Source organism: Methanothermobacter sp., from assembly GCF_030055435.1.
Classification (GTDB): domain Archaea; phylum Methanobacteriota; class Methanobacteria; order Methanobacteriales; family Methanothermobacteraceae; genus Methanothermobacter.
The window spans coordinates 86,125-107,942 of record NZ_JASFYG010000006.1; the positions used below are offsets into that span (position 1 = coordinate 86,125).

At 46.8% G+C, this 21,818-nt stretch carries 21 protein-coding genes; 11 read left to right on the plus strand and 10 right to left on the minus strand.

Features of this window, described 5'->3' with window-relative positions:
* Positions 1-7: 7 nt before the first annotated feature.
* The 3 genes from QFX30_RS07815 to QFX30_RS07825 all read left to right on the plus strand — a co-directional run bounded on the left by QFX30_RS07815 (position 8) and on the right by QFX30_RS07825 (position 2,811).
* The gene (locus QFX30_RS07815) at positions 8-1,105 is read left to right on the plus strand and encodes a DUF2226 domain-containing protein (RefSeq protein WP_300490553.1); all 1,098 of its coding nucleotides are present in this window, start codon (positions 8-10) and stop codon (positions 1,103-1,105) included.
* A 71-nt stretch (positions 1,106-1,176) separates the two neighbouring features.
* Positions 1,177-1,956 carry a septum site-determining protein MinD gene (locus tag QFX30_RS07820; protein ID WP_300490556.1) on the plus strand — a complete coding sequence of 260 codons (780 nt, stop codon included), beginning with the start codon at positions 1,177-1,179 and terminating at the stop codon, positions 1,954-1,956.
* Positions 1,957-1,977: 21 nt separating this feature from the next.
* On the plus strand, positions 1,978-2,811 hold the full coding sequence (locus QFX30_RS07825; protein WP_300490663.1) for a carbohydrate kinase family protein: 834 nt from the start codon (positions 1,978-1,980) through the stop codon (positions 2,809-2,811).
* Here the strand turns inward: QFX30_RS07825 and QFX30_RS07830 are convergent.
* Positions 2,808-3,572, minus strand: a complete 765-nt coding sequence (locus QFX30_RS07830) for a TatD family hydrolase (RefSeq protein WP_300490666.1) — start codon at positions 3,570-3,572, stop codon at positions 2,808-2,810. The genes QFX30_RS07825 and QFX30_RS07830 overlap by 4 nt on opposite strands.
* Positions 3,573-3,662: 90 nt before the next feature.
* On the opposite strand from QFX30_RS07830, the gene QFX30_RS07835 reads away from it, so the two are divergent.
* On the plus strand, positions 3,663-4,511 hold the full coding sequence (locus QFX30_RS07835) for a winged helix-turn-helix domain-containing protein (protein WP_300490559.1): 849 nt from the start codon (positions 3,663-3,665) through the stop codon (positions 4,509-4,511).
* Positions 4,512-4,521: 10 nt separating this feature from the next.
* A complete protein-coding gene (locus QFX30_RS07840) occupies positions 4,522-5,409 on the plus strand; it encodes a transcriptional regulator FilR1 domain-containing protein (protein ID WP_300490562.1) in 888 nt (295 codons plus the stop codon).
* Positions 5,410-5,411: 2 nt separating this feature from the next.
* Here the strand turns inward: QFX30_RS07840 and glyS are convergent, their stop codons facing one another.
* The 5 genes from glyS to tfrB all read right to left on the minus strand — a co-directional run bounded on the left by glyS (position 5,412) and on the right by tfrB (position 11,153).
* Positions 5,412-7,103 (minus strand): glycine--tRNA ligase, encoded by a 1,692-nt coding sequence (gene glyS, locus QFX30_RS07845; RefSeq protein WP_300490565.1) that lies wholly within the window; start codon positions 7,101-7,103, stop codon positions 5,412-5,414.
* Positions 7,104-7,122: 19 nt separating this feature from the next.
* Positions 7,123-7,716: a dCTP deaminase gene (gene dcd, locus QFX30_RS07850; RefSeq protein ID WP_300490568.1), complete on the minus strand. Its 594-nt coding sequence runs from the start codon at positions 7,714-7,716 to the stop codon at positions 7,123-7,125.
* A gap of 120 nt (positions 7,717-7,836) precedes the next feature.
* Positions 7,837-8,919: a DUF1512 family protein gene (locus QFX30_RS07855; protein ID WP_300490571.1), complete on the minus strand. Its 1,083-nt coding sequence runs from the start codon at positions 8,917-8,919 to the stop codon at positions 7,837-7,839.
* Positions 8,920-8,952: 33 nt separating this feature from the next.
* On the minus strand, positions 8,953-9,675 hold the full coding sequence (locus tag QFX30_RS07860; RefSeq protein ID WP_300490574.1) for a TrmJ/YjtD family RNA methyltransferase: 723 nt from the start codon (positions 9,673-9,675) through the stop codon (positions 8,953-8,955).
* An 11-nt stretch (positions 9,676-9,686) separates the two neighbouring features.
* Positions 9,687-11,153: a fumarate reductase (CoM/CoB) subunit TfrB gene (gene tfrB, locus QFX30_RS07865; RefSeq protein ID WP_300490577.1), complete on the minus strand. Its 1,467-nt coding sequence runs from the start codon at positions 11,151-11,153 to the stop codon at positions 9,687-9,689.
* Positions 11,154-11,361: 208 nt separating this feature from the next.
* Here tfrB and iorA point away from each other — a divergent pair, with 208 nt between their 5' ends.
* Entirely contained in the window at positions 11,362-13,218 is a 1,857-nt protein-coding gene (iorA, locus tag QFX30_RS07870) for an indolepyruvate ferredoxin oxidoreductase subunit alpha (RefSeq protein WP_300490580.1), read from the plus strand.
* Positions 13,215-13,805, plus strand: a complete 591-nt coding sequence (locus QFX30_RS07875; protein WP_300490583.1) for an indolepyruvate oxidoreductase subunit beta — start codon at positions 13,215-13,217, stop codon at positions 13,803-13,805. Before iorA ends, QFX30_RS07875 begins: the two co-directional genes overlap by 4 nt.
* A 69-nt stretch (positions 13,806-13,874) precedes the next feature.
* Here QFX30_RS07875 and QFX30_RS07880 read toward each other — a convergent pair whose 3' ends face one another.
* Both QFX30_RS07880 and QFX30_RS07885 read right to left on the minus strand, forming a co-directional pair.
* Positions 13,875-14,306, minus strand: a complete 432-nt coding sequence (locus tag QFX30_RS07880; RefSeq protein ID WP_013295251.1) for an ACT domain-containing protein — start codon at positions 14,304-14,306, stop codon at positions 13,875-13,877.
* A gap of 14 nt (positions 14,307-14,320) precedes the next feature.
* Entirely contained in the window at positions 14,321-15,622 is a 1,302-nt protein-coding gene (locus QFX30_RS07885) for a phenylacetate--CoA ligase (protein ID WP_300490586.1), read from the minus strand.
* 113 nt (positions 15,623-15,735) lie between these two features.
* Between QFX30_RS07885 and QFX30_RS07890 the strand changes: the two genes are divergently transcribed.
* Positions 15,736-17,316 (plus strand): sodium:solute symporter, encoded by a 1,581-nt coding sequence (locus QFX30_RS07890; protein ID WP_300490589.1) that lies wholly within the window; start codon positions 15,736-15,738, stop codon positions 17,314-17,316.
* 64 nt (positions 17,317-17,380) lie between these two features.
* A complete protein-coding gene (locus QFX30_RS07895; protein ID WP_300490592.1) occupies positions 17,381-17,572 on the plus strand; it encodes a symporter small accessory protein in 192 nt (63 codons plus the stop codon).
* A 261-nt stretch (positions 17,573-17,833) separates the two neighbouring features.
* Here QFX30_RS07895 and QFX30_RS07900 read toward each other — a convergent pair whose 3' ends face one another.
* Positions 17,834-19,729 carry a YhgE/Pip domain-containing protein gene (locus QFX30_RS07900; protein ID WP_300490595.1) on the minus strand — a complete coding sequence of 632 codons (1,896 nt, stop codon included), beginning with the start codon at positions 19,727-19,729 and terminating at the stop codon, positions 17,834-17,836.
* 148 nt (positions 19,730-19,877) lie between these two features.
* Here QFX30_RS07900 and QFX30_RS07905 point away from each other — a divergent pair, with 148 nt between their 5' ends.
* Complete coding sequence (locus QFX30_RS07905; RefSeq protein WP_300490597.1) at positions 19,878-20,111, plus strand: PRC-barrel domain-containing protein; 234 nt, start codon at positions 19,878-19,880, stop codon at positions 20,109-20,111.
* 133 nt (positions 20,112-20,244) lie between these two features.
* A complete protein-coding gene (gene pyrE, locus QFX30_RS07910) occupies positions 20,245-20,793 on the plus strand; it encodes an orotate phosphoribosyltransferase (RefSeq protein ID WP_300490599.1) in 549 nt (182 codons plus the stop codon).
* A 135-nt stretch (positions 20,794-20,928) separates the two neighbouring features.
* Here pyrE and QFX30_RS07915 read toward each other — a convergent pair whose 3' ends face one another.
* Positions 20,929-21,459: a MogA/MoaB family molybdenum cofactor biosynthesis protein gene (locus QFX30_RS07915; RefSeq protein ID WP_300490669.1), complete on the minus strand. Its 531-nt coding sequence runs from the start codon at positions 21,457-21,459 to the stop codon at positions 20,929-20,931.
* Positions 21,460-21,818 lie beyond the last annotated feature (359 nt).

A 21,818-nucleotide genomic window follows, 5' to 3' on the forward strand; every position in this document is an offset into this window, starting at 1 on the left:
TGAATATATGGAGCTTCCGATAACTAAGCCATCCAAGATTTCCTACGGCGATGAAATAGATTTCAGTGAACTTCTTGAAAAACTTGCCTCAGATGAATACAATGGATTCATAAGAATTACTCATGCCTCCGATGAGGGCTACATTCTATTTAGGGATGGGGTACATGTTGCAGCATCATACGGCCGATTCATGAAGGAGGAAGCTCTCGAAAAGATAATGGAAGTGGCCGATAAAACAGATACCCTTATAGAACTTTTTGATCTTAAAAGATCACAGCTCGATTATCTCATGGATATAAACAGGATCTACGCAATAGAGCAAAAAGATGAGGTAACGGAGTCTCAAGTGGCGGAAACGGGAGATTACTTCAATCCAAAGGAGGCGAGCTACAGACAGCCCATATTAGATGAATATACGCCTGAAACGCCTGAAATATCCGTTGATGTTTCCCCTGACATTGAAGATACTGAATCCACAGGCACTCTGGAAGTTGAAGATGCAGAATCAACTGAAACCCAATCAAAGCCTCAGTTTGAGATTAAAGGAGAATTTACTCAAGAAACTCAAACTTCAGAGACCGAAGAGTCCTCTGAAATTCCCGCTGCTGGTGAATCAGCTGATTCGGGCACTGAAAAGGAAGAGGAACTTGAGATTGAAGCTTCAGAATCTATGGATGTGACTGACTCAAAACCCCTCAGCAGAGACGAGCTCATGAAAAAATATGGCCTCAGAGATATAGGTGAAGAAGAGGTCGAAAAGGTCCTTGAAACATACAAGGGTGGCGCGATCACTGATATAGATCCTGAAAGGGTTGAACTGACCCTTATGAATAAAATAAAGATGTCAATACTTGGAATACCCCGTATAAAGGGTGCGGAGGTTATCGTATTCCTTGACAACACATATGACCTCAGTGGAAGGATCAAGATAATGGTTGAACATGAGGGTAAGGGTATCTTCTCAAGGATAATGGGGGATTCAAAGGAGGAGGAAGAGAAACTCAAGTTTCATATAATGGATATTGTGGAGATGGAACTCAGGAAAACCTTCAGGGATTTCCCTGAGATAGTGGATAACTTTGAGGTGAGTATTGAGGTGCGGTGATCTGCTTTTACTCTACCTAACATCAATATTTATATTAGGATAACTGTTATTATCTATGTGGAGGTATTGGAATGACAAGAGTGATTACAGTCGCATCAGGTAAGGGAGGTGTGGGGAAAACAACCATCACTGCTAACCTGGGTGTTGCCCTCTCAACCTACGGTGAAAGGGTTGTTGTGCTTGACGCTGATATAGCAATGGCAAACCTTGAACTCATCCTGGGGATGGAGGGAAAATCCGTCACACTTCATGATGTTCTCGCAGGAAACGCTTCAATTGAGGAGGCGGTTTATGAGGGTCCCAATGGCGTGAGGGTGGTACCTGCCGGTATATCCCTTGAGGGGCTCAGAAATGTCAAGCTTGACCGCCTTGAGGATGCACTCGCATACCTCATAGAGGATACCGATATACTCCTTATAGATGCTCCTGCAGGTCTTGAGAAGGACGCAGTTGCCGCACTTGCAGCTGCAGATGAACTTCTGCTTGTCACAACACCAGAGGTGCCATCAATAAGTGACGCCCTCAAAACAAAGATCGTCGCAAGTAAACTTGGCATCAACATAATAGGTGTTGTCATAAACCGTGAGCAGTACGATAAAACCTTCCTGAGTGTTGAGGAAGTTGAGACAATACTTGAGGTCCCTGTTATTGCGGTGATACCTGATGACCCTGAGGTGAGCAGGGCAGCAGCCTTTGGTGAGCCCATAGTCATTAAGAATCCAAAGTCACCCGCAAGCAATGCCCTCATGAAACTTGCAGCTGACCTCATCGGTGAGGAGTACCAGCCAATAGAACCAGACAAGCAAGGTGTTATCGCCAAACTCATAAGCGGTTTGATGGGGCGAAGGTGATCACCCCGGTGATTTATTTTGATGAATGTTGTAAGTGTTGGAACCTGCAACATGGATTTTATTTTTAGGGTGCCCAGATTCGTTGAACCGGACTCCGAGATGAACATAGAAGATTTACATGTCATTCCAGGGGGTTCCGCGTTCAACTTTGCCGTGTGGATCTCCCACCTTGGATTTAAGGCGGGAATTGTGTCATCAGTTGGCAGGGACGTTTACGGTGACATGATCACGTCCCTTCTGGAATCAAGGGGTGTTGATACATCCTGCATATCGAGGGAGGGTGAAAAAACTGGTATGGCCTTCATATCAGTGGATGATACTGGTAGGAGGTCCATTTATTCCTACATGGGTGCAAACGCCACTCTTGAAATTGGTGAGGCAGAATCAGAGTATATAATGGCTGCAGATGCAGTTCATCTCAGCGGCTGCTACATTGAGGTTGCCAGTGCGGTTTCAAGTATCAGGGATATCTCCTTCAGCCCGGGCACGCTCCTGGCATCATATGGTATTGAAAGGCTTTCAGGTATTCTTGAGAAAACCAGTATAATATTCCTGAATGATGATGAGCTTAAGATGCTAACCGGCTCCAGGAGGTCAGGGGTTGAAAGACTTCTTGAGGCCGGGGTCGGGAACGTGGTTGTGACCCATGGACCCCGAGGTGCATCCTTCTTTTCAGGGGACTACTCTGAGGTCATGGAAATTGAGGCTGAAAATGCGCTGGATACTACTGGGGCCGGGGACGCCTTTGCAGCAGGATTCATGTCAATGTGGCTTAGAGGTTCTGAACCAGTAGATTGTCTGAGAAACGGTCATAGGGTGGCACGCAGGGTGATTTCAAGGATCGGCGCATTTTAGATTTGGCTGATTTTAAGGAGATCCCTTATGTTTCCATCAGAGACCTGCCTTATGTCCCTGCGGCTGAAACCCTCCATCTTCATTCTCTGAACAGTTCTTGGAACTGAAAGGGGATCAGATGGCGCTGAACTCATGTCACTGTTAAGAACAAACCTGTCTGTTCCATATTCACGCAGAATTTCAACAGCTCCCTCCGGTGTGAGCTTTTCAGGCTGCACAGTCAGTCCCAGCATGCACTCAGTTTCCACAAGCTCCGGGAGAACATCCCTGTTAACGTGTTCAATCACAACCATGGACTCATCCATTGTACCATCTATCAGATCCATTATCTGGGAGGTAATCTCCGCCTTTCTTCTACGTGGTGTATGGACAATCACAGGGTAACCAAGTTCATCAGCCACTTTTAGCTGGACTTTAAAGACATCCATTTCAATTTCTGAACCAGATTCAAGACCCACCTCACCAACAGCAACCACAGACGGATTTCTGAGGAGATCTGGGAGTTTTTCAATCACCCTTTCAGGGTCATGGGGTATTGCCCTGGGGTGTATTCCAAGGGCGATATGGAGTTTTAACCCGTTGCGGGCGGCTCTCTCAGGGTCCACTGTTAGCAGCCTCCTGAAATGCGCCATGACAACATCGAATGACGTCATCTCCAGGGGGTCATGGGCACAGGTGAGGGCACCCTCTATACCACTCACAGCCATGAGCTCAAAATCTTCGAAGGGTCTTGTATCTGCATGTATATGGCTATCTATCAGTTCAAACCCTCCTTTAAACCACTACAACTGTAAATTGGTCAATAAAATATTTAAAATCTTATGAATATAAGAATGTAGGGAGGCTTTTGGATGTATAAAGAAAGGTTCACTGATGTATATGAATATCTCTATGAGGATCTTCAGTTCATCCTCAAATCCACCATAAGGTTCAGGATAATGGTTTCGCTTTTCAGGTCACCAAAAACCTTTGATGAGATTAAAGGGGAAATTAATGTGAGCCTTCCAGCACTCTACAGTAACCTAAGGTTACTTCTTGATGAGGGATATATCACCAGGAGGGGGGACTCTTACAGCCTTACCTCAGAGGCAACCCTCAAAACTCTTTCAGCCCTGAAATTAATGAACTCTGTGATGGTTATAAATGGATTGGATGAAATGTGGCTGAATCATGATATTAGCGGAATTCCTGAATACCTCATTGAGGATATTGACTGGCTCATACATTCTGAACTTATCAGATCAGCGCCTGAGGATATATACAGGCCCCACAACACCTACAGAAAACTTATAGAGGATTCTGAGGAAGTCTATGGCGTATCCCCCATCTCTCACAGGGACCTCATTGATATCTATGAGGGGCTCCTGGAAAGGGAGGTTCATGTTGAACTTGTCCTCACAGATGGCGTAATACGGGAGATGGTTTTAAATGCAAGTTTCGCGCTTCTCAAAAAGGCAATTATAAACAGGAACCTTAAGGTTCTCCGATTTCCAGGGCCATTGAAGATTGCGCTCACGGTGACTGACAGGTTCCTCTCACTGGGTCTTTTTGATAGCAGAGGATTTTATGACCAGAACAGGGATATCATGAGTACTGACAGGAGAGCCATTGATTGGGGCTTTAGACTCTATGAACATTACCTGGAGCGATCTGAAAAGCTTGGCATAAGAAACCTGACTGGAATAATGTTATCCATGTAGGTGGGTGGGTATGAAGCTTAGCAGTGATTTTAACTTGCTTTCAGGGTTGGCAGATGACATTCATGGTCTACTTTCTGAGATCAGATTTATAGCAGGATCCCGGGTGCGATCGGGAGTAATACTCAACCTTCTGGATGGAGAAAAGAGGGTTTCTGAGATCAAGGACAGCATAATGATTTCAAATTCAGCCACCACACATGCTCTCATGGAGTTAGAGGAAAGAAAGCTGGTTGAAAGATCATCAGAAATATGCAGATTAACTTCAAAGGGGAAGCTTATGGGGATTGTCCTATCAAAATTTATGAACTCAATGGATGCTGTAAGGCTTCACAGAGAATTCTGGAACAAATATTTAATTGAATCAATTCCTGCGCAGTTTCTCATGGACATAAACGTCTTCAGGAACGCTTACATTGTTGAGGCAACATCAACTGACCTACAGAGACCCTACACAACCTATGTTGAGATGCTGGATAAAGCCACTTACCTGAGGGCAATGCTTTCCTCCTGCCTTCCCAGGCACACGGAATCAATAGCAAGGTTCCTTGAGAGTGGTGGAAGAGTGGAGCTAATATTGACACCGGTCACATACCACGTTTTTCTTGGGGATTCTGGTTTAATGAATCTCCAGGAATTCATGGATTCAGATTTACTGAGAATTGGTGTCCTCCCTGAGAACCAGAAGATCTCGTACCTACTATCTGACACATTTTTCTCAATGAGCCTGTTTAAAAGGAATGCTTTTGATTCATCAAAAACGGAAATTCTGATGGGTCATGGTGAGGAGATTCTCCAGTGGGGAAACAGGCTATTTGATTACCACTGGAGCCTCTCATCAGTGCTGGACAGCGAGGCTCTGGGAAGTGTGAGGGAGACTCCGCTTCCTCTGGAGGAATAGTTTCAGGATCCTATGAGATCCTTTAATTTTGAATCAAGTTCCTCAATCTTCAACCTGATCTGGCTGCAGTCATCCCTCATCCTGAGGGTCACTGTTCCATCCTGAAGGGTTTCATGATCCACTGTAACAGCAAATGGAACCCCTATTTCATCTGAACGGGCATATCTTCGACCTATGGTGCCTGAGGAGTCAAATTCAGCTATGAAACCTGATTTTCTGAGCTTTCTTTTTATTTCAAGGGCAACCTCAACCATTTCTTTCTTGTTTACAAGGGGAAATACGCTGACCTCCACAGGTGCAACATGCGGCGGAAGGCGGAAGTAGGTCCTGTCATCCTCATCCACAAGGGAATGTAAGAGAAGGGTGTAGATTATTCTGTCAATACCAAATGATGGCTCTATGACATGTGGATAGACCTTTTCACCTGTCACAACCTTCTCAACGTCCTCAAAGCTGACATCATCTGGCAGTATTTCGAATTCACCTTCAAGGATGAATCTGCCATCATTCTTGAACGCTTTTTCCACTTCATCAGCTTCAATTTCACTGAGGGCCTGGGCTATCCTTTTGGCGTCCTTCCGGAACCTTGGACCAAGTCTACCCATGTCAGGTTTAACAGTGCGCCTTTTAATCTTCTTCGGCTTGTCGTACTCTATGAAAACCCTTAAGTCCTCGCCGCTGTACTGGCTGTGGGATCTGAGGTCATAGTCTGTCCTGTCAGCTATACCTATAATCTCTATCCAGCCATAGGAATCTGTGAACGCCTCAACGTCCCAGCAGTCAATTGCATAGTGGGCCATTTCAGATGGTAGGTGCTGCCTGAACCTCAGGGCATCCTCGGGTATGCCTATATCTGTGAGGAACCTCTTTGCAAGGCAGAGGTGGTATGTCAGTATTTCACTTGATACAACCCCCTTTTCAACTGCTTCAGCTGCAGTCATCTCAGAGGGCTCTGAACCATCAAGCTGGGCATCTGCAGAATATAATCTGAGTTTATCCCCTTTGACAGTATCAAACTCTGGGTGTGACTTGTCTTCAGGGTTGACGAATATCTCTGCCTCTGCCTGTGTGAACTCACGGAGCCTTATAACACCCTGTCTGGGTGATATCTCATTGCGGTATGATTTGCCCAGCTGAACAACACCGAATGGCAAGCGGTTTCTGAAGAACCTCAGAAGCCTCTTGAAGGGTATGAATATCCCCTGGGCAGTTTCAGGTCTGAGGTACCCTGTTTTTTTTCCTTTAGCCCCTATCAGGGTCTGGAACATGAGGTTGTAGCTCCATACATGGGTCAGGTGTCCACCACACCTAGGGCACCTTATAGCCTCATCTGATATGATCTCTGTAAGCTCCTGGTTTTCGAGGCCCTCAACATCCCTTCCCGTCGCCTCCTCTATGATGTGGTCGGCCCTGTAGACATCCATGCACTCCTTGCACTGGGTCATTGGGTCATTGAAGTGGTCAACGTGTCCTGATGCCTTGAGGGCCTCCTCTGGCATTATTGTGGGGGACTCTATTTCATAGAAGCCCTCCCTGACCACATAGAATTCACGCCACCTGTTCATTATCTTATTCTTGAGTGTTGCTCCAAGCGGTCCGTAATCCACAAAACCTGCCACACCTGAGTAGATCTCAAATGAAGACCACAGGAAACCTCTCTTCCTTGCAACAGTCATTGTCTTTTCATGATTCAATATGATCACTCCTTTTTCATCAGATCCTTGAGGTTCTTATTTCATAATCATCCTTTATCCTGCTTGTCTGGGGCCTTGTCTGGCCGATATATTTGCTTTCACGTGATGGGTGACCATATGGTTTTTCCGCAGGACTTGTCATTGTCTCAAAGACTATCTGGCAGACCCTCTGGCCAGGGTAGAGAGCCACTGGCATCTTACCTATGTTGGATATCTCAAGGGTTATCCTCCCATGGAAGCCGGGGTCCACGTATCCTGCAGTTACATGCATGGTTATGCCGAGCCTCCCGATGGATGAACGGCCCTCAACCCTTGCAACAAGGTTGTCTGGCAGCCCTATGTATTCATAGGTTGTTGCAAGGGCAAATTCACCTGGATGTATTATGAATGGACCCTCCTCGACATGAAAGGTCTCCATGTAGGACTCTATATCCGCGGGGTCCTTCGGGTCTATGCAGGGTTTTCTTATGACCCTGAATCCCCTGAATTCATCGCCTATTCTAAGGTCAACTGATGATGGCTGTATCTGCCTTTCAGGGTCGTCAAGGGGGTCTATGGTTATCAGTCCCTCCTCAAGGTACCTCTTTATGTCACGGTCGCTGAGTATTGCCATTAAAACATCTCCTCTCTATTCTCAGGATCATTCTTTTTCCTTCATTTTGCTCTTTCCAAGCATCTCTTCTTTAGGTTTCGCCATTTTCCTTAAACTTGATCTTCCCATAACATGTCCTCTTCATCCCGGGGTATCATCCTTTTCTTTCACCTTGATCTCCTTGGGGTTTTCAACGGCGTCAGGGATGCCGCTGCTGTTACCCACACCTATTATGAGGATTGAATCTGCATCTGATCTTGATATTATATCCTCTATCCTTGAGCGGGCGACGCTGCAGGCGTCAAGTATTTCCCTTGTCATCTGGGACATTGCCTCCTCAGGGGACATCTTTATTATGATGGCGTGGGTTCTGTGTTCAAGTATCATGTTCTCCATGAACCACTTTTCAACGCCGGGGCCACCTATGGCCACCCCGACACCCTCAGCCACGGCACCCGTTTTTTCACCCTCCAGTTTGGCGGCAGCATCCACCATTATCACCTCATGGAACTCATCCTCACTGAGGATCTCCTCAAGGGCCTTCACCACCATTCCAAGCCTTGAACCAGGACCATGCGGCTTCAGAATACCAATATCCTTATCCATGAATCTTTTCCTTACATAGACCATTTCATGGAGGTGTTTTTTACTGTCCTCTTCATCTATGAGCATCCCTGCTGTGAGGGGACCGGCACCGTCACCCAGGGGGAGGGATGATGAGATTGCCCTGCAGCCCTCCAGGTATGCCCTGGCGGTCCTCATGATCAGCTCAAGGTTCATCTGAAGGGCAACCAGAATCTGAAGGTTTCCTGTCTTCCTTGAGAGTTCAAGGTTATGCCTCAGAAATTTGAGGATACCTCTGATACCTGCGGTCACCTTTATGCACATTATTATGCTGGCCTTTTTTTCACTGTCCGCATCTGGGGAAATTTCTTCAACCATCTCCCTGATACGGAGGTCTCCCATCTCAAGGAGCCTCCTGAATTTATCTGCAAGTCCTGATGGATCAATATCTGAGGGGGGTACTATGAAGAACTCCAGGCAGTCATCCAGGAGACCCTCATCTGTGATTCCGCTGAGGTCCATTATGGTCTTCCTAGCTTTCTTCTCCATATCATCCAGTTCCCTTATGGCACCCTCAACCGCGGAGAACATCCTCATCCTGATTATAACAGGCAGAAAAATTATTAGTACAATGAAGATAATGAGACCCGCCATGTCCATTAAACCGAAAAACAGACCAAGACCTCCTGAACCTTATTCTTTCATCCTGTTTTTTATTCTCCGGAGGACACCCTTAAGTGTATGGGCCTCCCTTGCTGTTATGAAGGCCCTCCCGGTCACATTCCTGAACACCCTCGAGGCAACCCTCTCCTTGTGTGGAGGAATGTCAATCAATGAGAGTATTTCGTCCATCTCATCAACGAGAAGTTTTTTTTCAACTCCTGAGGCCTCCTCAAGTCCTTCACAGTCAAAATCTCTTTTTTTGAATATCTCATAAAATATTATTGCTGCGGCGTGGGTTATATTCATTATGGGGTATTCTCTATCTGTGGGTATACTCACCACCATGTCGCATAGGCCAAGTTCCCTGTTTGATAGCCCGTCACCCTCACGGCCGAAGAGGATGAAGGTCCTTGAGGAGGGGTTGATGGCTGAGGCGAGCTGGGATGGCCTCAGGGGTATCCTGTCAACGTTGTAGCTCCCTCCAGGTACACCTGTTGTTCCAACAAGAAAGTCAGGTTCAAGTTTTTCTATCATCTCATCAAGGGTCTGGTAGATGATCGCATCTTCAACAAGGTCCCTGGCATGCATCGCCTGGTAATAGGCTTCATCCTCAAGGATGCAGGGGTTTATGAGGATGAGATTTTGAAGGCCGAAGTTCTTCATGGCCCTCGCAAGGAAACCCACGTTTCCAGGGGTTTCAGGTTCCACAAACACGACGCCAATGTTTCTGGAGAGGAGCTCGTAAACTTCCATATACAGCCCCCTCAGTCGTCAGAATAGGCCATGTCAAGGAGTTCAAGGATGTTCATAACCTTCACGTCCCCAAGACCCTCCTTCTCAAGGGAATCCTTTATATGGAGCTGGCAGAAGGGGCATATTGTTATCACGGCGTCAACATTGAGTTTGCGTATCATCTCAGCCTTCTTCCTTCCCAGGCTTTCGGCTATCTCAGGTTTACCGGATTTCACACCCCCACCTGATCCACAGCACTGCCCCTGTTTTTCCATTTCAACAAATTCAAGGCCCGGAATGCTGTTAAGTATCTTCCTTGGTTCCAGTTTAACGCCCTGGCCCCTTAGAAGGTGGCAGGGGTCATGGTAGGTCACCCTCATGTTGACTGGCTTCATTTTAATGTCGTCGATCCGATCTGCCAGGAATTCGCTGATGTCAAAGACGTTCAGTTCAACGCCATAACGGGGATAGTCCTTCTTGAGGGTGGCTCCGCAGCCAGCACAGACTGTTATTATGGTGTCATACCCCTCGAGGGCCCTCCTGTTTTTCTCAACAAGATCCTCAACAATGTCGAGCTGGCCTGTCCTTATCATGGGTGATCCGCAGCACACCTGACCATCAGGCACATCAACCTCAAAGCCGTGTTCTCTGAGCACCCTTAGAAGTGCCATTCCAACCTCAGGCATCCTGTAGTCGACCAGGCATCCTGTGAAGAACCCTATCCTTGAATCTGGTTTCCTCGCCACTGATTCAATGAAACCATCCTTTATGCGGTCAACAGATCTACCTGTCTCTGAAATGAGTTTTTTGATCTTCCTGTGGGCATCGAGGGGCCCAGCACCCTCTCTGCATGCCATGGCCCTCAGTTTTTCAATTGCATCTCCGGGTACATTGAGTTCCTTGGGGCATACCTCGGCACATTTACCGCAGGTGGTACAGCAGTAAAGTCCCTCCTTGACAGCCCCGGCAGCTCTTTTGGCCTCATCACGGGGATCGAAGGCAAATTTTGATATGTACCTCATGAAGTAGGGCCCTGCATACTCTGTGCTCTCCTTTATAACGGGACATGAACTTATACAGGAGAAACACTCTATGCATCCCCTCAGTTTCTTGGTGTCCTGGTAGTCCTCTGGTTTGATCCGCTGGATGCCCCTGGTTTCTGACTGGAGGTAGAGGCCCATGGCCCTCACCTTATCCTCTATTTCGCTCCTGTCAACCATGAGGTCCTTTATAACCGGGAGGTCTACTGGCTCAATAACGGCCCCATCCTCCACTTCTGCCCTGCATGCCAGGACAACCTCTCCGTTCATCTTAACAGCACATGAACCACACTGCCCTGCCCTGCATGAGCTTCTGAAGGCAATATTGGCATTATACATCTTATTTATAAGTTGAAGGGCATCAAGAACCTTCATTTTTTCCTTTGATGGTATATCATAACTTTCAAGGTGTGGTTTTTCATCTACACCCGGTTCAAACCTTAAAACTTTAACAATCATTTTTATCTCCGCACCGAATCATGTGAAGAAATTATTTAGAATTAACTGAATCCTAATTGTTCATGGTCCATATTAAGGTTTGTGATTCTAATTGATAAATTTTTTATAAAATGTTAATAGATGTATTCTGAGTACGGTTGCTATGGTGATTGCCTTGCAGGCCATCCAGCGCAGATTAATTGGATATTTTGAACTTTGAGGTGATTTCATGAAACTGGATGATATCCTTGACGCCGAAAGGGGCGATAGGTTATTCTTACTTGGTAACGAGGCAGCGGTGAGGGCTGCAATAGAGTCGGGGGTTGGTGTAGCAAGCACCTACCCGGGAACACCATCATCAGAGATAGGAAACGTCCTATCAAAGATTGCACAGAGGGCAGGTATCTATTTTGAGTTTTCAATAAATGAGAAGGTGGCACTTGAAGTCGCCGCGGCAGCCGCTGCCTCAGGAGTCCGCTCATTCGCATTCATGAAGCATGTGGGACTGAATGTTGCATCAGACTCATTCATGAGTATAGCATACACCGGTGTGAGGGCTGGAATGGTTGTACTATCTGCCGATGACCCCTCCATGTTTTCATCACAGAATGAACAGGATAACAGGCACTACGCACGCCTCGCATGGGTTCCACTCCTAGAACCCTCAAATCCACAGGAAATCCTTGAATACATGAATCATGCCTTTGAACTCTCTGAGGAATACAGGATACCGGTACTTTTAAGGACCACAACCAGGGTCTCACACATGAGGGGAGTTGTGGAGGCTGGCGAGAGAAGGGCGGAACCGGTGAAGGGGTTTTTCAGGAAGAATCCAGAGCAGTTTGTACCTGTACCCGCCACTGCAAGGATGATGCGCAGAGAACTTGTTGAGAAGATGAAGAAACTTAAGAGGGTTGCAGACACCTCAGAACTGAACAGGATACTCAATGAGGACTCTGAATCGGATCTGGGAATAATTGCATCTGGGGGGGCTTTCAACTATGTATACGATGCACTCCAGACACTTGGACTTGATGTCCCGGTCCTGAAACTGGGATTCACCTACCCCTTCCCTGCAGGACTTGTAGCAGAGTTTCTCTCTGGACTTGAAGGGGTGCTTGTTGTTGAGGAGGTGGACCCTGTAATGGAGAAGGAGGTCCTTGCAGTCGTGGCATTGGAGGGCCTTGATGTGGGGGTCCATGGAAAACTGGACGGCACACTCCCTGAGATATATGAGTACAGTGAGGACATAGTGAGAAGGGCCATTTCAGGACTCACAGGAATCAAAATCCATGAAAAGAAAATAGAAGCACCTGATTTACCTGAAAGACCTCCTGCACTCTGCCCCGGATGTCCCCATAGGGCCATGTACTATTCTGTGAGGAGGGCCGCCTCTGAGCTTGGTATTGAGGGGAAGGATCTCATATTCCCCACAGATATCGGGTGCTACACCCTTGGGATAGAGCCCCCCTACTCTGCGGCAGATTACCTCCTCAGCATGGGGTCCAGCGTGGGTACCGCCTGCGGGTTTTCGGCTGCAACATCCCAGAGGATAGTTTCCTTCATAGGGGATTCCACCTTTTTCCATGCAGGTATACCGCCACTCATAAATGCTGTCCACAACAGGCAGAGGTTTGTTCTGGTTATACTGGATAACAGGACAACCGCAATGACAGGTGGACAGCCACATCCGGGGCTTCCGGTTGATGGGATGGGGGAGGAGGCCCCAGCCATATCCATAGAGGATATAGCCAGGGCATGCGGTGTTGAATTTGTGGAGACCGTTAACCCCATGAACATAAGGAGATCCTCTGAAACCATCAGGAGGGCCCTTCAGCACGAATCTGTGGCCGTTGTTATATCCAGATATCCATGCATGCTATCTGAGGGCGCTGTCCGCGGAAGGCCGGTGAGGGTTGATGAGGAGAAATGTGACCTCTGTCTTGAATGCCTCAGTGAACTTGCCTGTCCAGCGATGGTTGAGGAGGATGGAAGGGTCTTCATAGATCCTCTCTACTGCAGGGGCTGTACAGTATGCCTCCAGATATGTCCAGCAGGAGCCATAAAACCGGAGGGAAAAAGATGAGCTACAACATTTATGTGTGTGGTGTTGGCGGCCAGGGGATAATAAAGACATCCGTTATAATCGGTGAGGCCGCCATGAATGAGGGAATGAATGTTGTCATGAGTGAAATCCATGGGATGGCCCAGAGAGGTGGTGCTGTCTCAACAGAGATAAGGTTCGGTGATGTGAGGGGTTCCATCATACCTCAGGGGGAGGCTGACCTTGTAATAGCCTTCGAACCCCTTGAGGCCCTGAGGGCACTCCCCAAAATGTCCGAAGACGCCTGTGTAATTGTGAATACATCAAAGATACCACCATTCAACCTGATAAAAAGCCCACACCCCTATCCTCCACTGGGAGAGATAATTAAAACTCTTGAGGAGAATACAGGAAGGGTGAGGAGCTTCAATGGGGAGAAAATCGCTGTTAAGGCCGGTCACATATTATCACTCAACATGGTTATGCTGGGCGCCGCAGCAGCCACCACTGGGTTTCCACTGGGTAAAGAGACACTTATAGAGTCCATGAAGAATAACCTGCCCCCAAAGTTGATGGAAGTGAACCTGAGGGCATTCCATGAGGGGTTTGAAGTCGTTAATTGTGAGTGAGTTTAAGGATTTAGAGTGGGTGAATAACCTCGGATGTGAGGTCATTGATGGTGAGTCATGGTTAAGGGTTTAGAGGATGTAGATATCCTCAGATGAAAGTACTGGGATCCCTGCATCTTCAAGTGCCCTTATGCCCTCATCAACATCCTCTGTCCTTATAACTACAACTGCCTTTTCCCCCTTTTTCTCAACGAAGGCGTAGATGTATTCCACGTTTATATCCCTCTCTGTGAGCACACCCAGTATACCGTCAAGTCCTCCAGGTTCATCGGGCACCTCAACGGCTATAACATCGTTAACCCTTACGACGAAGTTTTTCTTCTCAAGGGCTTTCCTTGCAGCTTCAGGATCTGAAACTATCATTCTCAGTATCCCAAATTCGGATGTGTCCGCAATGGAAAGGGCCCTTATGTTTACACCCTCCTCTGAAAGGGCGTGAATGGCATTTTTCAGCCTGCCCTTCCTGTTTTCAAGAAAGACTGATATCTGCTTCAGTTTCATTTAAGGCACCTCCATTAGTCAAATTTCCTCTTATCTATGACCCTTATTGCTTTACCCTCACTTCTTGGAAGGCTTCCCGGTTCCACAAGTGTGACGTTAACACGCAGACCTATTTCACTGTGTATATGCTTCTCTATCATCCTTCTGGCCTCTTCCACATGTTTGACCTCATCTGAGAAGAGTTCAGGGGACGCTTCAACCTGGACCTCAAGCTCATCCAGGAACTCGGGCCTGGTGACGACTATCTGGTAGTGCGGTTCAAGACCCTTTATCTTGAGTAGGGCCCTTTCGATCTGTGATGGGAAGACAATGACACCCCTGATCTTGAGCATGTCGTCGCTTCTACCGGTTATCCTGTCCATCCTCACAAGGGTACGTCCGCAACCGCATTCACCGTTCCTGAGAGCTGTTATATCCTTTGTCCTGAACCTGAGGATTGGCATGCCCTCCCTTGTGAGTGTGGTGAGTACCAGCTCCCCCTTTCTGCCATAGGGGAGTTTTTCTTCTGTTTTCGGGTCTATTATCTCAGGGTAGAAGTGGTCCTCAAAGATGTGGAGGCCATTCTTCTCGGTACACTCCTGGGCGACGCCTGGGCCTATTATCTCTGTGAGGCCATAGATGTTGAGGGCGGTGAGGCCCAGCCTTTCCTCTATGGTATTTCTCATTTCTTCAGTCCACATCTCGGCACCGAATATGCCTGATTTGAGGTTCAGACTTTCAATGTCGACGCCCTCCTTTTCAAGGACCTCTGCAAGGTAGAGTGCATAGGATGGTGTGCATGTTATTATTGTGGTCCCGAAGTCCTGCATTATCTCGATCTGCCTCTTGGTGTTACCCGCTGAGATTGGGATGACGGTGGCCCCTATCTTCTGGGCACCGTAGTGGACACCAAGGCCCCCTGTGAAAAGGCCGTAGCCATAGCAGTTCTGTATACGGTCCTTCTTTGTTGCCATCCCCATGGTCAGGGATCTTGCCATTACTTCCGACCATATTTCAAGGTCCCTTCTGGTGTAACCGGAAACCACTGGCTTACCGGTGGTCCCTGATGATGTGTGGACCTCCACTATATCCTCATCTGGCACTGCAAACATCCCGAAGGGGTATGCTTCCCTGAGGTCATTCTTTGTGGTGAAGGGCAGCTTCTCTATATCATCCAGTGTTTCTATGTCCTCTGGGAACACCTCTAAATCGTTTAAACGTTTGTTGTAGTATGGCACGTTTTCATAGGACCTTTTAACTGTCTCTTGCAGTCTCCTGAGCTGTAATTCCTGTTTTTCTTCCTGACTCATGCATTCTGCTTCAGGGTTCCATATCATTTTGATCTCCTTTGAATGTGATTCTCTCAGTTTTCTTTCTGTAAAGACTTATATGTTAATTATCATTATCGTTAATTATAAATTGTAACTGATAAACGTAAGGAGGATGTTGAATGGATTTTCTGGTACTGGGTATGGTTGTTCTCGTCTACTTCCTTCTTGTGGGCTATGTTGGTTATGTGGCCTGGAGGAGGACGGAGACCTCAGAGGACTATATGGTGGCCGGTAGGAAGACCCATCCTTACATCATGGCCATGAGTTATGGTGCCACGTTTATAAGTACGGCGGCGATTGTGGGTTTTGGTGGTATGGCCGGTGTGTTTGGGATGGGTATACTCTGGCTGGTGTTTCTCAACATACTTGTGGGTATTTTCATTGCCTTTGTGTTCTTTGGTAAGCGTACAAGGAAGATGGGTCATAACATGTCTGCCCTAACTTTCCCGGAGTTTCTGGGGAGGAGGTTCAATAGCAAGTTCCTCCAGTCCTTTGGTGGGGCCATAATATTCCTGGGAATGCCACTCTACGCATCAGTGGTCCTTATAGGGGCCGCAAGGTTTATTGAAACCACCCTTGGTCTTAACTTCAACATAGCCCTCATCCTGATGGCTTTTATTGTTGCTGTTTATGTCGTCCTGGGTGGTATACGTGGTGTGATGTATACTGATGCCCTTCAGGGGACCATAATGTTTCTGGGTATGATTTTCCTTGTTGTGTCAACCTATTATATCCTTGGTGGTGTGGTGGACGCTCATCAGGCCCTCACCAGCATGTCTTCTCTGGTGCCTGCTAAGGCTAGGGCTCTGGGTGCAACTGGCTGGACCAGCATGCCTGTTTATGGCAGCCCCTACTGGTGGACCCTCCTCTCAACCATAATACTCGGTGTGGGTGTGGGTGTCCTTGCCCAGCCACAGCTTGTGGTGAGGTTCATGACGGTGAGGTCCAACAGGGAGCTCAACAGGGGTGTTCTAATAGGTGCTCTCTTTATATTTGTGATGACATGGAGCGCCTATGTGGTCGGGGCCCTTTCAAACGTTTACTTCTTCAAAAAGGCCGGTGTGATTTCACTTAAGGCTGCTGGTGGAAATGCAGATAAGATAATACCTGTTTTCATTAACTCTGCCATGCCTGAGTGGTTCTCCTATCTCTTCATGCTGACCCTGCTCTCTGCTGCAATGTCCACACTCAGCGCACAGTTCCATGTGCAGGGTACAGCCATAGGAAGGGATGTTTATGAGACAATAAGAAACAGGAAGGGTGAAAGGTCAGTCCTCATAGCGAGGGGTGGTATCATAATCGCGGTTCTGATCGCGGTTGTTCTGGGTTACCTGTTGCCTGGAAGTATAATTGCGCAGGGGACGGCTCTCTTCTTTGGTATTTGTGCTGCTTCCTTCCTTTCGGTTTATGTTGCGGCGATTTTCTGGAGGAGGGCCACCCGTGAGGGTGCGATTGCGGGTATGGTTTCAGGTGCAATTGTGAGCCTCTTATGGCTTCTTTTCGAGTATAAGAAGACTGCAGAGGCTCTTGGGATTGCCAAGGCCATCTTTGGAGGCCCTGTTATTTCTTCGATGCCCTGGCCTGTTGTTGACCCGATACTGATTGGGGTTCCTGTTTCGGCGATCTTCATGGTTGCTGTGAGTCTTCTTACGGAGCCACCATCCCGTGAGCATGTTGAGAGATGTTTTGAGGGAGTCTGATGTGGATGTTGTTTGATGGTTTATGCGAGGAAGCTTCTGTGGAGTCTGATGTGGAGGTTCTGTGATGGTGCTTGGTATACCTGATCCCTGGGTCTGGAGTGCTTACCTCCTCTGCATCCTTGTGACGGTTTTCTGTGTCCTTTATGGTATTGTGAACTGGAACCGTGGCGGTGAGGATGAGGAGGAGCAGATAATGGAGGAGCTCCAGTGGGAAGAGGAAGAAAGGAAGATGGAAGAGGATGAACTGGGCCTCTAGCCCCCATATTTTATTTATTCGGCGATTAATTTTTTGAAATCATTGTCATGGTTTGCGCATTATCCCTTAAAGACAGCTTTTTCTGTTAAAAATTCTGAAATCCTGGGATATGTTCAGTAAATTCTCTTAAAAACTCTTTTTAATTCTTTTAAGAATTTCGAAATCATTTACAGAATATGAACTATAAATTTCTTAGAACAACTTTAATTCTGATAATCAGTGATCAGGCCTATATGGCAAAATAAAAATAAAAAAGTTTAATTAGAAAAGACCGCTTTCTTCAAGTTTGTTCTCCATCCAGTGGGCCCTCTTATCCATTTTCTCCTTTACAAGTACTGTGATAAGGAAGGTCACCACAGGGAAGAGAGCAAGAAGTGCCATGTTCTTCCAGTAGATACTCCAGATAACACCACCGACCACCTCCCTCAGAGCACCTACAGCGTAGGTGAGCGGGAGGTACGGGTGGATTGCCTGGAAAAATGGTGGCAGGAGTTCAACAGGGAATATGCCCCCTGTACCTGTGATCTGAAGCACAAGGATTATTATTGAAAGGGCCTTTCCTGCGTTCCCCAGGGCAGATGTGAGGGAATAGATTATGAGCATGGAACAGATGCTCACATAGATGGCTGTCAGCAGAAACAGCAATGTCCCTGTTATCTGCACCTGGAGGAGCAGGGCGCCGGCTGCAACAACAAGGGCCTGATATATGGCTATTATGAGGAAGAGCCCCATCCTTCCAAAGTACACCTGTATGCTGCTGTATTCACCGTACTTCACCCTCATGCTTATCATTGCAACTGCGATAATACCTCCTATCCAGAGGGATATGGGTATGTAGAATGGTGCAAGCGCTGATCCGTAATTCTTAACAGGGTAGATGTGCTCCTTCTCCATCTTCACCGGGCTTTTGAAGTATTCCCTAACAGCGGAGGGATCGATGTCAGCCAGCCTCACAAGGCTGTCGAGGTCATCTTCACTGATCATGCCAAGCTTCCTGTGGGCGTCCTGAATCGCTGACCGCATAACTGGCCACTTTGAGTTTGCGATGCCCAGTTTTGATGACGCATCCCTCATGGCAGCATCTATCTGTGACCTGTTATCCATGAGCCTGTTCAGTGCACTGTCCATTTTGTTCAGGGATTCTCTGAGCTTCACAAGGCGTTCTGTGGTCCCCTTTGTTTTGAGATCTCTTTCTATACCCTCAAGTATGCCCAGAACTGAGTTGGCCTTCTGGATATTGGCGTCTATCTGGTCCATCGCTGTTTTTAACTTAGGATCCCCGGTGGCGGAATATAAACTGGCAAGAACAGCCTTCAGGTATTTCATTGAGGTAATGGCCTCTGAAAGATGGGACTCCATGGACTGGACTGTTGATAGGGCCTTAGCAGGGTCTTTTCCAATGTAACTCTCCAGTAAACTGTATTTCTCCTTCACAAAGTTTGCATTTTCCTGAATTTCTGGCAAATCACTCTTCAGCCCTGACCAGAGGTTCTGCCCCTTTTTGAGATCTGAATTTGCTGTTCTGAGGGTTTCATCGATTTTACCAAGGTTTGCATTTAGTTCGCTGATGAATTTCTTTGTCCTGAGGATATCATCCCTGTTTGCCCTTGCGAGTTCACCGGCACTGCTTATCTTACCGAATATTATTCCATCAATGGTCTTAACGACTTCACTGTTTATTTTCGCCTGAAGTGCATCTGCCCCTGCGTTTGTTATTCGTGGAGCCACAGGGTTCAGCTTGTCATTCACTATGTACTCGATGCTGGCCTGCCTGGGGGTGCCGTTCTTGATGGAAAGGAGGTCTGAGCTGAAGTTTCCGGGTATGATGAGTACGGCGTAGTAGTCCCCCTCCCTGAGTCCACTCATGGCCTCTGACCGATCAACGAACTGCCAGTCGAAGTTCCTGTTATTTCTGAGTTCATCCACGAATTCAGCACCCACATTGAGCTTTTTACCCTCAAAATTCACTCCCCTGTCCTCATTGACCACCGCAACCTTGATGTTGGATGTCTTTGAGTAAGGGTCAAGGGTTGCCTGTATGTTAAAAACTGCGTACAGTGCTGGGATACAGATAATCACTGCAATGACGAATAGCACCACGGGACTGTTTTTAACGGTCTTGATGTCATTCAGGAATATTTCCAGGGCTTTTTTCATTGGTTTTATGCCTCCAGAGAATAAAGTATATTCATGTAAGAAAAAGAAGATAATGAATTTCATTATATAAAAAGGTTTTGGTTCAGCGCATTTAAAATTTTAAATACCCATGAGAACAATAATAATACAGTGACTGAATGGTGGTACCATGAGGATAGTTGAAGAAATAATCGGTAAAGAGGTTCTTGACAGTTCCGCGACGGTGATAGGTAAGGTAAAGGACGTTGAGGTTGACATAGAATCCCAGACAATAGAGGCACTTGTTCTTGGAAAGGGTGGAATATCAGAGGGTCTTGGGCTATCAAAGGGTGAGACAATAGTTCCCTATGAGATGGTTAAAAGGATAGGTGACAAGATACTCCTAAGGGGCGGCGAGGAATAACAGGGTGAAGGTCCTTGCAGCTTAAGGGGATCTGCAGCCTCTGTGGCAGGGCAGACTTTCTCCATACCTGCAGGCTATGCGGATCAATGGTATGTTCAGATTGCTACAGCGCCGAACTGGGGGTCTGTAAATTATGCAGGTCAAAGATCAGGAGAAACTCAGAGAGACACTCATAAAACTTCTTTCAGAGAGAAATGTCATTCAGAGGGGTAAGTTTATTCTCTCGTCAGGAAGGGAAAGTGATTATTACGTTGATATCAAGCGAGCCATAACCGACCCTGAGGTCCTTGATGTGATAGCAAGGCTCATAAAGGGGGAGGTGGAGGGCACAGACAGGATTGCGGGCCCTGCCCTGGGCGCGGTCCCCATTGCAACCGCAGTGTCCCTTTACTCCAGAAAGCCTCTCCTCATGATAAGAAAGGAAAAGAAGGGCTATGGAACCTCCAGACTAATTGAAGGTGAACTGAACACCGGTGAAAGGGTCGCTGTTGTGGAGGACGTCACAACAACTGGAGGATCACTTCTCAGGGCCGTGAGGGCGATTCAGGAAAATGGAGGGGTGGTTGAGAGGACATTTGTTGTGGTTGACCGTGAGGAGGGGGCGGTCGATGAATTCAAAAAAAGGGGTATTGAACTCATACCGCTGATATCCGTTTCTGATTTTAAGGATGATAATCAGTGATTATTAACTTATTAGCTCATTTCAGAAGATCATATCCTATTTGAGAAAATCTGCTTTCACAGTTAATTCTACAATGATTGTCTCATGATAGCACTCAAATGATTCAGAATCCTGGAAGAATCTTTAAGAACATATTTATTCCCTGAGGTGCTTAACAAGGTGGCCGAGTTCAGGGACAGCAATTTGGATTCCAAGTTCCACCGCGTTCGGTGACCCTGGAAGCGCAAATATCAGTGTTTTTCTGTATACACCCGCCGTTGCCCTGCTGAGCATAGCCCCTGCTCCCAGCTTTTTAAATGAGAGGTGCCTGAATATCTCACCGAAACCATCCAGTTCCTTTTCAAAGATACCCCGGAGGGTCTCCACTGTTATGTCTCTACTTCCGATTCCCGTGCCACCGGTGGTAAATATAACTTCAGCACCCCTGTCTATCATCTCATCAACTGTAGCTAGAAGTTCATGTCTGTCATCGGGTATTATCCTGTATTCCTTAACAGAATAACTTTCAGAAAGTGCCTCCATGAGTTTCCTGCCTGATAGGTCACCTTCAGGTATTTCACCAGTTTTTCTGAATTCCTCATATTTTGAATCACTGAGGGTGATGACACCACAGATTATGTCCTCTGGAGCCAATCTCCTGTGCTCCTCCATAGTGGAACTTTTCATATCAATCAACCGGTATCTTAATAATAAAGTGTGGATGTAACATGTTATTTCTTCTGGGCGTAATTTATAAGTTTTTTGGTTTTTCTGTAAGCGAAAGTGAGTATATTCATGTTTCTGACAAGGAGAGAAAAGTAATAAAAATTTATGGCGGTTTGGTCTGGGTAGGGTTTGATATTGGATTGGAGGCGGTTTCAATTCCAATTTAAAAGACCAGAATAAGTTTAAACGTCCTGGACCCTACCCGTTTATTATATATTGTCGCCACTATTTATAAAGTTTTCGTTAGATTGCTTCATCCGTTCTCAAGGACTTTTAAGCGCATTTAAGGGTTTTTAAACCATCTAAACATGAAAATAGCT

What these genes read in the sequence shown, in the direction of transcription:
- QFX30_RS07815 (WP_300490553.1), top strand. Translation starts at nt 8, where the DNA reads ATGGAGCTTCCGATAACTAAGCCATCCAAGATTTCCTACGGCGATGAA.
- QFX30_RS07820 (WP_300490556.1), top strand. Translation starts at nt 1,177, where the DNA reads ATGACAAGAGTGATTACAGTCGCATCAGGTAAGGGAGGTGTGGGGAAA.
- QFX30_RS07825 (WP_300490663.1), top strand. Translation starts at nt 1,978, where the DNA reads ATGAATGTTGTAAGTGTTGGAACCTGCAACATGGATTTTATTTTTAGG.
- QFX30_RS07835 (WP_300490559.1), top strand. Translation starts at nt 3,663, where the DNA reads ATGTATAAAGAAAGGTTCACTGATGTATATGAATATCTCTATGAGGAT.
- QFX30_RS07840 (WP_300490562.1), top strand. Translation starts at nt 4,522, where the DNA reads ATGAAGCTTAGCAGTGATTTTAACTTGCTTTCAGGGTTGGCAGATGAC.
- dcd (WP_300490568.1), bottom strand. Translation starts at nt 7,716, where the DNA reads ATGGCAATACTCAGCGACCGTGACATAAAGAGGTACCTTGAGGAGGGA.
- QFX30_RS07855 (WP_300490571.1), bottom strand. Translation starts at nt 8,919, where the DNA reads ATGGACATGGCGGGTCTCATTATCTTCATTGTACTAATAATTTTTCTG.
- QFX30_RS07860 (WP_300490574.1), bottom strand. Translation starts at nt 9,675, where the DNA reads ATGGAAGTTTACGAGCTCCTCTCCAGAAACATTGGCGTCGTGTTTGTG.
- tfrB (WP_300490577.1), bottom strand. Translation starts at nt 11,153, where the DNA reads ATGATTGTTAAAGTTTTAAGGTTTGAACCGGGTGTAGATGAAAAACCA.
- iorA (WP_300490580.1), top strand. Translation starts at nt 11,362, where the DNA reads ATGAAACTGGATGATATCCTTGACGCCGAAAGGGGCGATAGGTTATTC.
- QFX30_RS07875 (WP_300490583.1), top strand. Translation starts at nt 13,215, where the DNA reads ATGAGCTACAACATTTATGTGTGTGGTGTTGGCGGCCAGGGGATAATA.
- QFX30_RS07880 (WP_013295251.1), bottom strand. Translation starts at nt 14,306, where the DNA reads ATGAAACTGAAGCAGATATCAGTCTTTCTTGAAAACAGGAAGGGCAGG.
- QFX30_RS07885 (WP_300490586.1), bottom strand. Translation starts at nt 15,622, where the DNA reads ATGATATGGAACCCTGAAGCAGAATGCATGAGTCAGGAAGAAAAACAG.
- QFX30_RS07890 (WP_300490589.1), top strand. Translation starts at nt 15,736, where the DNA reads ATGGATTTTCTGGTACTGGGTATGGTTGTTCTCGTCTACTTCCTTCTT.
- QFX30_RS07895 (WP_300490592.1), top strand. Translation starts at nt 17,381, where the DNA reads ATGGTGCTTGGTATACCTGATCCCTGGGTCTGGAGTGCTTACCTCCTC.
- QFX30_RS07900 (WP_300490595.1), bottom strand. Translation starts at nt 19,729, where the DNA reads ATGAAAAAAGCCCTGGAAATATTCCTGAATGACATCAAGACCGTTAAA.
- QFX30_RS07905 (WP_300490597.1), top strand. Translation starts at nt 19,878, where the DNA reads ATGAGGATAGTTGAAGAAATAATCGGTAAAGAGGTTCTTGACAGTTCC.
- pyrE (WP_300490599.1), top strand. Translation starts at nt 20,245, where the DNA reads ATGCAGGTCAAAGATCAGGAGAAACTCAGAGAGACACTCATAAAACTT.
- QFX30_RS07915 (WP_300490669.1), bottom strand. Translation starts at nt 21,459, where the DNA reads ATGAAAAGTTCCACTATGGAGGAGCACAGGAGATTGGCTCCAGAGGAC.